17 protein-coding genes are annotated in these 12,984 nt (G+C 56.9%); 7 read left to right on the forward strand and 10 right to left on the reverse strand.

Features of this window, described 5'->3' with window-relative positions:
- Window positions 1-28 precede the first annotated feature (28 nt).
- Window positions 29-1,294, reverse strand: coding sequence for a DEAD/DEAH box helicase (locus tag GOV85_RS15170; RefSeq protein WP_171179615.1), 1,266 nt, complete (start codon window positions 1,292-1,294; stop codon window positions 29-31).
- 591 nt (window positions 1,295-1,885) lie between these two features.
- On the opposite strand from GOV85_RS15170, the gene GOV85_RS15175 reads away from it, so the two are divergent.
- The 5 genes from GOV85_RS15175 (at window position 1,886) to GOV85_RS15195 (ending at window position 4,954) form a co-directional block, all read left to right on the forward strand.
- Entirely contained in the window at window positions 1,886-2,230 is a 345-nt protein-coding gene (locus GOV85_RS15175) for a hypothetical protein (RefSeq protein WP_171179617.1), read from the forward strand.
- Between the two features lie 494 nt (window positions 2,231-2,724).
- On the forward strand, window positions 2,725-2,901 hold the full coding sequence (locus GOV85_RS15180; protein ID WP_171179619.1) for a hypothetical protein: 177 nt from the start codon (window positions 2,725-2,727) through the stop codon (window positions 2,899-2,901).
- Window positions 2,901-3,173 carry a hypothetical protein gene (locus GOV85_RS15185; RefSeq protein ID WP_171179621.1) on the forward strand — a complete coding sequence of 91 codons (273 nt, stop codon included), beginning with the start codon at window positions 2,901-2,903 and terminating at the stop codon, window positions 3,171-3,173. The genes GOV85_RS15180 and GOV85_RS15185 overlap by 1 nt, the downstream gene beginning before the upstream one ends.
- 36 nt (window positions 3,174-3,209) lie before the next feature.
- Window positions 3,210-4,349, forward strand: coding sequence for a hypothetical protein (locus GOV85_RS15190; RefSeq protein WP_171179624.1), 1,140 nt, complete (start codon window positions 3,210-3,212; stop codon window positions 4,347-4,349).
- Window positions 4,349-4,954, forward strand: a complete 606-nt coding sequence (locus GOV85_RS15195) for a hypothetical protein (RefSeq protein ID WP_171179626.1) — start codon at window positions 4,349-4,351, stop codon at window positions 4,952-4,954. The genes GOV85_RS15190 and GOV85_RS15195 overlap by 1 nt, the downstream gene beginning before the upstream one ends.
- A 305-nt stretch (window positions 4,955-5,259) precedes the next feature.
- Here the strand turns inward: GOV85_RS15195 and GOV85_RS15200 are convergent, their stop codons facing one another.
- From GOV85_RS15200 to GOV85_RS15235, 8 genes are all read right to left on the reverse strand, one after another.
- Window positions 5,260-5,499, reverse strand: a complete 240-nt coding sequence (locus GOV85_RS15200) for a hypothetical protein (protein ID WP_171179627.1) — start codon at window positions 5,497-5,499, stop codon at window positions 5,260-5,262.
- Complete coding sequence (locus GOV85_RS15205; protein ID WP_171179629.1) at window positions 5,496-6,005, reverse strand: hypothetical protein; 510 nt, start codon at window positions 6,003-6,005, stop codon at window positions 5,496-5,498. Before GOV85_RS15205 ends, GOV85_RS15200 begins: the two co-directional genes overlap by 4 nt.
- A gap of 40 nt (window positions 6,006-6,045) precedes the next feature.
- Window positions 6,046-6,261: a hypothetical protein gene (locus GOV85_RS15210; protein ID WP_171179631.1), complete on the reverse strand. Its 216-nt coding sequence runs from the start codon at window positions 6,259-6,261 to the stop codon at window positions 6,046-6,048.
- A 36-nt stretch (window positions 6,262-6,297) separates the two neighbouring features.
- Complete coding sequence (locus GOV85_RS15215) at window positions 6,298-6,522, reverse strand: hypothetical protein (protein ID WP_171179633.1); 225 nt, start codon at window positions 6,520-6,522, stop codon at window positions 6,298-6,300.
- Between the two features lie 238 nt (window positions 6,523-6,760).
- Window positions 6,761-6,949 (reverse strand): hypothetical protein, encoded by a 189-nt coding sequence (locus GOV85_RS15220; RefSeq protein ID WP_171179635.1) that lies wholly within the window; start codon window positions 6,947-6,949, stop codon window positions 6,761-6,763.
- Complete coding sequence (locus tag GOV85_RS15225; protein WP_171179637.1) at window positions 6,946-7,173, reverse strand: hypothetical protein; 228 nt, start codon at window positions 7,171-7,173, stop codon at window positions 6,946-6,948. Before GOV85_RS15225 ends, GOV85_RS15220 begins: the two co-directional genes overlap by 4 nt.
- Before the next feature lie 3 nt (window positions 7,174-7,176).
- Window positions 7,177-8,568: a phage major capsid protein gene (locus tag GOV85_RS15230; RefSeq protein WP_171179639.1), complete on the reverse strand. Its 1,392-nt coding sequence runs from the start codon at window positions 8,566-8,568 to the stop codon at window positions 7,177-7,179.
- 3 nt (window positions 8,569-8,571) lie between these two features.
- Window positions 8,572-8,718: a hypothetical protein gene (locus GOV85_RS15235; protein ID WP_171179641.1), complete on the reverse strand. Its 147-nt coding sequence runs from the start codon at window positions 8,716-8,718 to the stop codon at window positions 8,572-8,574.
- A gap of 7 nt (window positions 8,719-8,725) precedes the next feature.
- Between GOV85_RS15235 and GOV85_RS15245 the strand changes: the two genes are divergently transcribed.
- Window positions 8,726-12,331 (forward strand): glycoside hydrolase/phage tail family protein, encoded by a 3,606-nt coding sequence (locus GOV85_RS15245; protein ID WP_371813603.1) that lies wholly within the window; start codon window positions 8,726-8,728, stop codon window positions 12,329-12,331.
- Window positions 12,331-12,627, forward strand: a complete 297-nt coding sequence (locus tag GOV85_RS15250; RefSeq protein WP_171179643.1) for a hypothetical protein — start codon at window positions 12,331-12,333, stop codon at window positions 12,625-12,627. The genes GOV85_RS15245 and GOV85_RS15250 overlap by 1 nt, the downstream gene beginning before the upstream one ends.
- Here GOV85_RS15250 and GOV85_RS15255 read toward each other — a convergent pair.
- The gene (locus tag GOV85_RS15255; RefSeq protein WP_171179645.1) at window positions 12,608-12,946 is read right to left on the reverse strand and encodes a TraR/DksA family transcriptional regulator; all 339 of its coding nucleotides are present in this window, start codon (window positions 12,944-12,946) and stop codon (window positions 12,608-12,610) included. The two genes, GOV85_RS15250 and GOV85_RS15255, sit on opposite strands and share 20 nt — an antisense overlap.
- Window positions 12,947-12,984 lie beyond the last annotated feature (38 nt).

Raw genomic sequence — 12,984 nt, forward strand, 5'->3', positions numbered from 1 at the left:
GCGATTCATTTTGAATTAGGTGTGGGCGCTACGCAGCAGGACGCCTGCGGCGGGGACGTCGACCTTTTGACCCTGAAGGTTTGCCAGCACCATTTGCCGGTTTGGGCTTGAACCCCCGGCGGCGGTTGTTCTGGCGACGCGCCGGTTTTTGAGTTTCTATCCCTTCGGGCATGGAGCCGCTTGCCACTGGAATTTCGATCTTCATCAGCTTCTGAATCTGAAGCAACAAATCGACTTCTTCCGGAGAGCAGAAGGCAATAGCCTCACCTTCGCGCCCGGCACGGGCTGTGCGGCCGATACGGTGGACATAATTATCTGGCACTTCGGGCAGGTCGAAATTGATGACATAGGCAACACCGGGGATATCGATACCACGGGCTGCGACGTCGGTGGCCACCAGGACATTGACCTCGCCTGCGCGAAACGCCTTGATCGCGCGGTCGCGTTGCCCCTGGCTTTTGTTGCCATGGATCGAAGCGGCGTTGTAGCCGTCGGCCACCAGTCCCTTCATCAACCGCTCGGCCCCGTGTTTAGTGCGCGAAAACACCAGCGTTAGGGCATTGCTGTCTCGTGAGAGAATCTCGCGCAGTTTGGCTGGCTTTTCGGGTTTTGAGACGAAATGCACGGACTGAGTAATTTTATCGGCGGCCTTGCCCGGAGGCGAAACCTGCACCCGTTGCGGGTTATTCAGATAGGCTCGGCTGAGTTCTTCCATTTGCTTGGGCATGGTCGCGGAAAACAGCATGGTTTGACGCGGCGTTCCCAAAGCGGGTGCAATGCGACGCAATGCGTGAATAAAGCCAAGATCAAGCATCTGGTCTGCCTCGTCAAGCACGAGATGCCGGACTGCGCCGAGGTCAACCGCGCCTCGGTCCATTAGGTCAATCAAGCGACCGGGGGTTGCGACCAGAATATCAGTGCCACGGGACAGGAACATGATCTGCTTGTTGATCGATTGTCCGCCCACAACGGTCGCCACACGCAGCTTGGAGCCTTTGGTTAGGAAGCGCAGGCTGTCGGCGATTTGGTTCACCAGTTCGCGGGTCGGTGCAAGGATCAGCGCTTTGGCTGTCTTTGGATCAGGTTTTCCCGGCTGAGCCAGCAGGTGGTCGATCAGAGGTAGGCCAAAGGCCAGTGTCTTGCCTGTACCAGTTTGGGCCAGCCCGAGGATATCGTGCCCATTCAGCGCCAGCGGAATGGCTTGATTCTGGATCGGGGTGGGTTGTGTGAAATTGGCGCTCTTCAGTGCTTTGTTGAGTGCGGGGGCAAGGCCCAGCATGTCGAAGTCGTACAAAAAATTATCCTTTTTGTCCGGAGCTATCGCCCACGGACAGATCGTGACGGGTCGCATGTGGCGACCAGCAGGGTTGTGCGAGACCTCGGGACGGGCAGGCGCACCCTGCGCTATCCGGTCGTCGCGTCAAGAACCCTGCGTGATGGGGAACTGTAATGTGGATCGGGCGCTGTAGGGCGGAAGAGGTCCGCGCAAGCTCACGCAGCAGCGCTTTGATTGGCGGCAAATGGGGGTTGAGGGAAGGATTGTCAAGCTAGCATTTGTAAATGGAGCCATGCGTTGGCAGCGAGGGTGTCAAATTTAACGCGTTTCTTAGCCCGGTTTTGAGTGACGTCCTGAAGCAAGAGGGTGGTTTTGATGGTTTTTCAACGAGAGCAGTATTCGCGAAGCAGCTATGCTGGGGGCTGAAAGTCTTACTTCTGCGTACGCTCCCTGTTGCGTTCGTGTTGCGTAACTAATTGACATTGCGAACTTAAATCCATATAAGTTGTGTCATGCTAGAAGAAGTGGGCAACGGCCACGGGGAAACCCAGCGGCCGTTTTTCGTTTCTCTCGTGCGGAGAAAACTCACGCATGAGGTCACAGGCAAACATGACTTTGATTACCCCGGAAGAGCGGATTTCCCAGACGGCTGATTTGTTGCAGTCGCTTGAGAGGTCCATTCGCGATCTGCGGCAAGCGGCGGAAGACCTGCGCAAACAGATCGGTGCCGGGGAGGATGCAGATCTTGCTGGTTCAGCCAGGCAACTCGGGCAGTTAGAGGGGCTGATCCGAAGTTGTCAGAAAGTGGAGACAAGCTTTGTCGAACAACATCACAGACAAGCCGGAATTGCCCAAGGGGGGTACGCGCTCGACCTTGAGCGCGCTCGATTTGAAATCGGGTGCAGGTTGGCTCGCCTCCGCCGATGCTGCGGTGCGGGAGAGATTTCTGAGTGAGATCGGGGAGGGGGGGCTGTGTGCCCTCCCTTTACATGCGTTTCGTCTAAGCGGGACGGGCTCTGAGCGATCCGTGCGTGGGCGAAACGTGGGCTGAGAGAGGGTTCGGGTGTCCCCAGTCCAAGGATGGCCTGCAGCAAGGCCGGACCGGGAACGCCCTCGCTAGCCAGCGCCCCAAAGCGAAACACTCTTCGGACTGACCGCATCTGAAGAAAAACACACCACCAGTTTCAGGGGAAGATACCCAGAACAACGCGCTACCCCATAGGGGACCAAACCTACGGGGTAGCGACTTTTTCAGCGATATTGGGACGGGCCGACCAAAGCCCACCTCCCATAAACCACGGGCGAGGGTCCGGGGCAATATACCGTTGTCGGGGGCCGTTGTGACAACGCTAAGTGTTTGAGAAATAACGCATATCTTGTGCAGGGCGTTTCCTCATGTTATTTTATATTCAGGAAATGGAATATGATTCGCCCGAAAGGACCACGACATGAAACGCTACAAAAATCATTCCGTCATCACCACCGAGACCGGCACCTACCGCGTGTTCGCGGACGGGATGTACTGGCACATTCTGGAATCCAGCCCGTTCGGCGGCACCCTGAAAACAAGCCAGGGTGGATACCTCACCCGCGAAGAGGCCGAAGCCAAAGCGGAGGCGATGTAATGGACGCCCAAAAAACCTGCACACAATGCAAGACCGAGAAGCCCGCCACGGACTTCTACCCGGACAAACGCGCCAAGGACGGTCTCCGCGCCGCATGTAAGGAATGTGCGAAGGCGCAGTCCCGGCAGCAGCAAAAGGCAGACCGGACCAAGCACAACAATCGAATGAAGGCATGGCGCGAGGCCAACCCCGACAAATGGCGGGCAATCCAGAAACGGACACATGCGAAGCGTAAAGCCAAGAAATTGGCAGGAAATCACAAGCGCGGCTGAAGCCCAGTAAATAAATACGGAATAGGAGGACCACCAATGACCGTACGCATCAAATGGCACCGGGAGGCCGTCTACGCCGCAGCCAGAACCTGCAACACCAAGGACGGCTTTTACCGCAAGTATGGCGCAGCATACAACGCCGCCAAGGCTGACGGGTATTTGGTTGAATTGTTCGATCACATGGGTTGGGCTCCACCTAAAAAAATGGATTGGACCGTGGGGGACGTGATAGCCGATGCCCGCCGGTTCAGGACCGCAGCCGAATGGAAGCGTGAATCCCACAAGGGTTACAGGAAGGCCACCCAACTCGGGTGCCGCGCAGAGGCATCAGCCCACTTCGATTACGAGTTGGGCCGTGAAATTTTGGCCAAAAAGGTGTCCGCCACCAAACTGGCTCAACATGCTGCCAAGGGTCCTAAGTGGTCAGACGCGGAGTTGATCAAAAGCGCTAAGTCCTTCATGAACCCCAAGGCGTGGAAGGACGCCAATCCGAACTTTTACAGGCAAGCTATGGATCGCGGCCTGTTGCCCCGAGCCACCGCTCACATGACTGACAAGCTCATGGTGTGGACCGAAGAAAGCATCTGGGAGGCCGTGGCAGTTTGCGACACCAACCGGGACTTTAGGGAAGAATTCCCGAGTGCTTATAACGCTGCCCGGGACATGGGTATTCTGGACGAAATCAACGCGTCGTTGGAAAAACACGGCAGATACACCGAGTGGAGCCGGGAAAAAATTCTGGCCAGCATCGAGGGCTTCGACACGATTACGGATTGGTATCACACACACAGTGGGGCGCGGAAGGCCGCAGAGCGCCTCGGGATGATCGAAGAAATACGGGATATTATTGGTGTTGCTTCGGCTGGTTTCGACCCCGAAAGCCCCGGGCAACTCTACTATGTGAAGGTCCAGACGGACGTCCCCGGGGAATTCGTGTACAAGATCGGGATCACGGTATTCGACAACCTGTATCGCCGGTTCCAAGGGGACATGTGGCGTGTAACAGTGCTTAAAACGTGGGCCTTTGACCGCATTGCCGATGCCAAGGACCGGGAAACCATGGTCAAAGAAACATTTAAGGAATTTGCCTACACGGGACCAAAGTTCATGAGCAACTGGGGCGAAACCGAAATGTTTTACAAGGACGTCCTGGGGCTCGACCGAGAGGTTGCCTGATGCCTACCCCAACTCTGTATGAAGAGGCCCTTGCCCACACTGCGCCGATAGATGGGCAGTTCCCACGACCTTGGATGACCGACCTGCCAGACCCAAGACAAGCAGACTGTTTCATCGTGGGACGCAACCAGCGCAACGGCTACGATGTGGGTTTAGTTGGCGACCAGACGCGCCACGTTGATGCCCTGTTTAACTGCAATGGCCAGACGTGCCGTGGCCTCTACGAGCAACTGTGCGAGACCTCCCCGACGCGACAGAACATCGACAGGTTGTCGGAACGCCTCAAACGCGTTGGCGCAAAGGTTCTGGAAACCAACGTGGTCTGCTTTTCCACACCCATGAGCGCCGACTTGACGAACGACCAACGCAGGGTCGGCACGGAGATTTTCAAGTGGGTCTACAACCGGATTGCACCCCAAGTCATTGTTGTGCACGGCGCAGGTGCGGCCAAGGACTTGGCCCGAATAGACACCTCGGGCAGTCGCGTCATTGAAATGCCGTCGCTGGCACCGCCAGCCTACAACAAATGGCACCATCGCTCGGATGCGGAGTTGGACAGGGTTGCGGCAGAGGTTCGCGACATCCTTGGACAGGGGGCTGTGTGATGTCCGACAACGTGATTCAGTTCCCGTGCAAGGACGCACAGTCGAGTTCGCCTGAGTTGCCCACCTGTGCATCTTTGCGAACCGGGGCCCACGAACCAAAACAACAGTCCGCGCCCCGCTTTTGGTGGGTCGGGACGATAGTCTATGGAATCCTGGGGTATCTAGCCGGTCTCGGGATACTTTCCTTAATAGGTTGAAAACCCAAAACGGCTTAACGGGAGGGGGTCGGGACGGGCGGAAGCCATATTCAGGCTATATCTACACCGGAGAGGGCCCTGAAATGGCCCCGGAAGGGCCCGCAACGCCTAGTGGACGGTGGCCCCATCGTTAGGGGCAAGGCGAAACAGCAACTGGTATACATCTTCAACGTCACAGTCGACGTTGCAAAGGGCGCAATGCTCGACCACCATGAATGCACAGTTGCGGACGTGAGCCAATGCGGCAGGATAATCGAGGCCACATTCCAACGATTCCTGAACGGCCTCGTGGACAAGGACGCCCAAAACGAATTCTTTCATCAGATGGTCGGTACCCGTTGAAGTCATTTCGGGGCCTTGAGGGTTTTTTGATAAATCTTGATTGCCTCTTTGACAAGTTGAGCGTTGGCCGATGAAATCATTGTCTGAAGGGCTTTCGGGGTGTTGTCGGAAATAGTCTGGTGCCAAAACGGCTTCTTCGGGTACGCACCCAACTTGCGACCGCGTTTGTCACGCCGACCAGCCGAACGGCCAGTTTCCAACAGACGATAGAAGTTGAGACGGCCTTTTTTGCTGCGTGACGGATCACCCAAATAAACACGGGCAACAGCACCTGCCTGTTTTATCTGATTCCGTTTCCGTGGTTGCCACATATGTATCGACTTTCGCAAGCGACCCGGGCCGGAGAAAGAATACTGGACATACCGGCGCTTCCCTTTGACGGCCTTACGCCTGACGGCTGTACGCATTTCCCTTGCGGCAACTGCAACACCCCGACGACCCACATTCACGGCAACATTTAATGGCAGGTCCTTTAAACCTTTTTCGAGTTCGGCCAAACCGGCGATTTCCATCCCGCCTTTGATGCGTGTAACCATCGGGGTGTTCCTTTACTTAGATCGGTATTTCCATGTTGCGGAACGTCACCGGGTTGTTGAGGCATGGGCCCCGAACCTCGGGCCCGTCCTCCTTCAGAGCAATACGGTGGGCCTTGCCCGTCCGGGGGTCCGTCACAATGAGCGACGGGTCCTTGTTCTTGCGATACTCGACGCCCACGTGGATGGATGGGCCGGGGTTTTGGCTGGTGTCTCTACGTCTTCGAATGGTCATAGGTCTGTTTCCCTTTTTTCGCTGTGTTGTGGCCCGTTATGGTGGGCCGGTGGTCTCGGACATCTCTGTCCGTATCAGGGCCATTGTCTGATCGACCCTGGCCTGAATTTCGGTGTCGTCGAGCGGCACTTCGTTTTGCGCTGCAAGCGTTGCATCTAAAATCGATTGGCTGGCGATGCCGTGGAGGGCCTGATGAATCAACTCTTCGTCTATCATGGCGCGGGCACGACCTCGCTTGGACGCCAAAAGGTGTGTTCCCACACCGGCATGCCTTCCTGCCCGAGTTGTCCACCTTGGACAAGGTCGGGCGCAACGGTCTTGGTGACGGCGAAACGGGTTTCGTCCACCGGGGGCTCGAGTAACGTCCCAAACTTAGTTCGTCTTGGTGCCATCTTTCGTCTCCTCATCGTCTTGCGCCGGGGGCGTTTCCTCAAAACCGGGGCAGTTAGGAAAGCCGCAATTTGGATACGTGCAATCCGGAAAGCCGCAGTCTGGGAAATTACCCACGCTTAGCCTCCAGAACCTTCTGGCGATCAGCACGGGCAACACGACGCGTGTGCTTGGTCGCCTTGAACATGTAATCGTTGTTGGGCGGGGTGGTTTGCTTGGAATAGTCGTGCACCAAGATACCTCCGTGGGCGTCGTCGGTCAGACCCTCGAATCCAGCGGGTGTTTTGACTACTTTCATGCTTGAATCCCCTCATGTTTCAGACGGTCGTTGTAAGGCTGCATTGCAACGGTCACTGCGGCCTTGAGGTCTTTGGTGGCGGGAACGTGATAAGTCACATCCGATTCCACTGCAGTGGCCACGATTTGGCCGGTCCTTGTGCTGCGAACGGCGCAACACAACCGGTGTTGGCCGTCGCGGTCCACGGCGTAGGTCAAATGCTTATGTGGGCTTGGTTCGAACATCCATCACCCCCAAGCAACGCCGGTCAGATACGCGACCGAGTTGGGCATGGTCGTCCATGTCAACGGATGCACCATCCGCATTGCGACCGAGTTGGTCTGGAACGTGCTGACCACCTTGGTCGCAGGGACGGTCCCGGCAGCGTCCGAAACATGAATTGAACCACCCAAATCGTCCACAGCATCTTCGGTCGCCCCGGTCGCGGTCATCTGCGGGTCGGGCGGTTGGGCCGATGCCAACGCAACGGTCGCTGCTGAACTCGTATCCAGTTCGGGCAGGTCGCTTGCATGATAATAGGCCGCAGCATCTACGCCGACGACGATGCCCTTGGTCACGAACGGGCTGTGTATCAGGGTCAGACCCCAAAGGTCGCCGGAAGCCACCATTGCGGCCAAGGGGAACCGACCGTCCACTTGCAACATCTCCAAGGCCCGCATGTGGTCGCTGTGCATTATGATAGCAGGGCGACGGGCGTTGCTGAGTTGGCCCCGAAGATACCTGATGTCCGCGAGGACATTATCCAAGGTTGCCCCGGCGCTGGCCTGATTGGGCGCGCCAACAGTGATAGCAGCAGGGCGCACAGCCGGTATTGCGGTGCTGGTCGGGTCTAAAACGTGGAAGTCGAGGCCCTCAGCGACATCGTCTTGAATCATCTGCTCCATCACGTCGAGAATGTTGGAGACCCGGATAAGTTCGTCGGTTGCAATAGTGATGATGCCCAACTTATACTTGCCCATCATAGTCGAGGCCAGCGTTGCCGAACTGACCGGGATAGTTGCGCGTTCCTGTACGAAGGCCGGTTTCAGACTTCCATCATCGTTTGCGCCCCGGTGTGGGAACGTGATGTTGGCATTGCCGCCAAAATCGACATTGGTGCCCAACTCGGCCAGTTGCGCGACTGCCGAACGCTCTTTCAATGACCGGTAAAACGCGCCGACATCCGACTGGACGAGTTCTGCGCCCCACGAAGCAGCCGTGGTCGAGCCCGGCACTGTGGCGGATTTTGCCAGTTTGCGGGCGATACGATGCTCGTCGCCGGGCAACAGTTTGAGCAGGTTGGTCTCGGGATTGTTTCCACCCAACTTATGCATCATGTGCGCGACGACGTTTGCGGCCAGCAGACGGGACGCCGGGAGAACTCTTTGAGGTTTGTTCGCGGTCGCGGGCTTGGGCTGAGCCAGGGTCACATTTTGGGGGCGCTCGACTGCACGACGAAGCGCTGTCATTTCGGCCTTGATGGTCGGCAGATAGGTACGGGCCTCGTTCGCTTCGGCGTATTCCTCGGCAATGGCATCCCAAAGAATGGCGGCTTGGGCCTCTTCGGCCTTTTTCACGAACTTATTCCGAACCGTCTCGGGTAGGGCTTGAACGCGGGGGTCTTGGGTCAGGTCCTTCATATATCAGTCCTCCAGAAACGCCTTGGACGACGCCTCAATATGTTTTGCGGTTTGGTCCCCGATGCCCTCAACACGGGCTTCTAGGGCGTCCAGTCGCTGATTGATTTCTCGGGTGTGCTTCACGATTAGACGCCCCATCACCTCAGCCATTTGTTTCGTGGACCCGCTGATTGAAGCCATTGAGGGCGCAGGTACTGTACCGGCGTATCGGGGAACGGCCTATGTGGTCATCGAAGATTTCCCGCTTGCCGCCTTTGGTAACCGCGTGCCGCAGTTTTCATTTGAAGTCGTACGGCATGCACAGCGTGACATGCCCGATCATGACAGTGCGGTCTCGCAGCTCGTACGGGGGGTCGCAATGATCCCCGGAACCGGTGAATACACATTGGCGACGTCACAGGTGAACTTTAAGAACAAAGGGAAAAGTTGGGCCACCAACGCGCATTCAGCGTCTGGAATGACCGATTTTCTGGCTTCGACGCGCGCTTTGCGAACTGAACTTCCCAATTGCGATGCCGCATCTTTGGTTGTGTCTTGGTTCGGCGACGACCTGCGGTGCAACGCTTGCCAGATACGTCCAAAGATTGAACAAAACAGCCTGGATAGCAGAGACATGCCGTGGGCTGTGTCGGACCAGAATCGAGGCAATGCGGGTGTTGTGGCCAAGGAAAATGGCCGCCCGGTCTATGGTGGAACACCCGCGGATGCGGCTGTGGTCGAGGCGATCCGCCATCTGAACAAGACCGGCAAAAGGGTCATGTTCTATCCATTTATTTTGATGGAGCAATTGAAGGATAACGGGCTGCCGGATCCATGGTTTGACGCGACAAACCAGCCACATTTGCCGTGGCGGGGGCGGATCACGCTGGACGTGGCGCCTGGGCGTGCCGGGTCACCGGATCAGACAGCCGCCGCAGATGCTCAGGTGGCTGCGTTCTTTGGAACAGCGCGGGCGCAGGATTTTACGATCAACCCCGAAGCACTTGACCCGGATAATGACTCTGATCGCGACACACTTACGCCGCCATTGCTTGGAGGGCGTGCGGATGATCAAGGGCGAGGAGAGCTGATTTGGTTCGGCGAAAACGGTTTGTTAGCGGGGCTTGGCGTTGGCGAAGGACCTATTATTGCAAAGGAAATCATCTCGTATTCAGGGCCGCAGGAATGGAGCCTGCGCCGCTTCATTCTGCACTATGCCATGTTGTGCAAAGCCGCGGGTGGTGTGTCGTCTTTTTGCATATCCTCAGAAATGCGTGGTCTGACGCAAATACGCGGGGCATCTGGCTTTCCCGCCGTTGCGCAACTGCGAGCCCTGGCGGCAGAAGTCCGTCAGATTCTGGGCCCGAATACGAAAATCAGTTATGCAGCGGATTGGTCCGAGTATTTTGGCTATCAGCCTGAAGGCAGTGATGACAGGTATTTTCACCTCGATCCACTGTGGGCAGACGACAACATCGACTTCATAGGCATCGACAATTACATGCCGTTGTCCGATTGGCGCGATGGTGAGAACCATCTGGACGCCCAGGCCGGTGCCCCGTCTATCTACGATCTGGATTACTTGCGCAGCAACATCGAGGGCGGGGAAGGTTATGACTGGTATTACGCCTCGCCCGAAGAGGCCGATGCACAGATCAGAACCCCCATCGAAGACGCAGCGCATGGCGAGGCATGGGTGTGGCGTTACAAGGATCTGCGCAACTGGTGGTCGAACCCCCATCACGAAAGGATCGATGGGATGCGCCAACCCAACCCAACGGATTGGGTGCCGGGTTCAAAGCCGATCTGGTTCACCGAACTAGGCTGTGCAGCAATTGACAAAGGCACCAACCAGCCCAACAAGTTTCTGGACCCCAAGTCTTCGGAATCGCTGTTGCCTGCGTATTCGAACGGATTGCGGGATGATTTCATTCAGGCGCAATACCTGACGGCGACTCTTGGGTATTGGAACGATCCCGCAGTCAATCCTGTGTCACATATCTATGGCTCTCGGATGCTGGACTTGGCGAACGCTTACGTCTGGGCCTGGGACACTCGTCCATTTCCTACGTTCCCCAATCTGCAAAGACAGTGGGATGATGGTAAGAACTATGCCCGTGGGCATTGGCTGAACGGGCGGTCCGGATCGCGCACGCTTGCATCTGTCGTGACCGAAATATGCCATGGGGCAGGTGTGACGGATATTGACGTCTCGCGGCTTTATGGCGTGGTTCGGGGATATGTCATCGAAGATGTGACCAATGCGCGATCTGCGTTGCAGCCCTTGATGCTGCGGTATGGTTTCGACGCGATCGAACGGGACGGTCAATTACGGTTCCATATGCGCGACGGCTACGGTGCGGTCGCGCTGAACTCCGATCATCTTGCTGTAAGTAGCGATCTGGAGGGTACGCTGGAACACAGGCGCGAGGCCGAAGCCGAAATGACCGGGCGGGTTCGTCTGCGATTTGTGCAGTCAGATGCCGACCATGAACTGGTTGCCGAAGAAGCCGTGCTGCCCGAAGATAAAACCCATGCTGTGTCCGTGAACGAAATGCCCTTGTCGATGACGCGCACGGAAGGCCGTCATACGGCCGAAAGATGGCTCAGCGAAGCTCGGGTTGCGCGTGATACTGTCAGGTTTGCATTGCCACCTTCGCAATTGCATCTGGGGGCGGGGGACCTGGTTCGGTTATCGGATGCTGAAAACAGCCCTATCTACCGCATCGACCGTCTGGAAACATCTGACTTGCAATTGGCCGAGGCGGTCCGGGTTGAACAAGGCGTCTATAAAGCGTCGGAATTGAAAGATGACAGGCCGACAGTCAAACCCTATGCCGCGCCAACGCCTGTATTGCCGATCTTTCTGGATCTGCCGTTGATCACCGGGGCGGAAACGCCGCATGCTCCGTATCTTGCCGTGTCGCGCGATCCTTGGCCTGGTGCCGCTGTTGTTTACTCTTCGTCCAGTGACGAATCGTACACTTTAAGCGACATCATCCAAAGGCAGGCAGTTGTTGGCACCACGGAAACACCACTGCACCGCGCCAAAACGGGGGTTTGGGACGAAGGCCCCGCGCTGCGGGTCAAGCTTGTCTCGGGTCAATTGGAATCGCGTACGCGCGGATCGGTTCTGAATGGCGTTAACCTGGCGGCCATCGGTGATGGGTCGCCCGGTAATTGGGAGGTATTCCAGTTCTCTGACGCGACCCTGGAAGCGCCCGGTGTTTATGCCCTGAGCGGCCGTCTCAGGGGGCAACTGGGTACGGATGCGCTGATGCCGGATGTCTGGCCGGATGGGTCCGTGTTTGTGTTGTTGAACACGCAGATCCAGCAGATCAACTTGCGACGCAATGAACGTCGAATGGCCAAGCACTATAGGATCGGCCCGGCAAACCGACGCTATGATGACCCGTCTTTCCAACATCTGATCGCCTCGTTTGATGGTAACGGACTGCGCCCTTACGCTCCGGCGCACTTGAGTGTGCAATCCAGCTTATCCGGTGATGCATTTAGCTGGATACGGCGCGCGCGTCTTGACGCTGACGATTGGTCGGGATTTGAGATTCCATTGGGCGAGGAAAGCGAATCTTACCTTGTGCGCATCCGTGCCAATGGCACCTTGATGCGCGAAGAACTCATCGCCGAGCCGTACTGGACTTATTCTGCGTCCATGAAGGCGGCGGATGGGGTCACTGGCGCGTACGAGCTTAATGTGGCGCAGGTGTCGGCGATCTATGGCCCCGGTTTGTCGTCGCGTTTGACAGTGCGGCTGGTGATCTGATGCGCCCAGTCCTGCACGGAGATGTCAGCGCAGCGGCGCGCGCGTTGCTGACCGTGCCGCAAGCGGAACGGACCCGTCTATGTGTTCGGATGATCCATGAGGCGGAACTGGCCGACGAGCACCTTAAAAACACCGGGCGGCTTCATCCCATTCACGGCAACGGCTCTCTCATGGCCGTTGCTCGCAACAGAGCCCTGGCAGATGAGCCAGGGTTCGACAACTTGCAATATTGCCAGTGTTTTGAAACGGTTTTGCACCATCTGTCCAGATTTCTGATCACCCGGCAGCGCAGCTAACGCATTTGCTGGCAGCCAAGTCCAAAGACAACCGCCCATCCGGGATACGATCGCTGCAATCTTCGCAATACCCGTACTCTTCCTCCTCAATCCGTACCAAAGCGGCTTGAAGCCGACTCTTTTCAATGTCGCGGTTGGCCTGCTGTGCTTTTGCCATCGCCTGGTTTTGCAAGGCGTCCATTCGGCTCAGCCGCCCAATAGCCTGCTGATCCAATTCGACCACCGCCTGCGCCTTTAGGGCTGACGCAGAAAGCTGCTCAAGCTCGGCCAGCCGCTCGCGAATTTTTGTTTCGAAATATGTGCTTTCGGACTCATTCATTTTTGTTGCGCAGCAGATCATGGGTTTGCGTTTGGTCT

The organism is Ruegeria sp. HKCCA4633 (assembly GCF_013034605.1).
Taxonomy (GTDB): domain Bacteria; phylum Pseudomonadota; class Alphaproteobacteria; order Rhodobacterales; family Rhodobacteraceae; genus Ruegeria.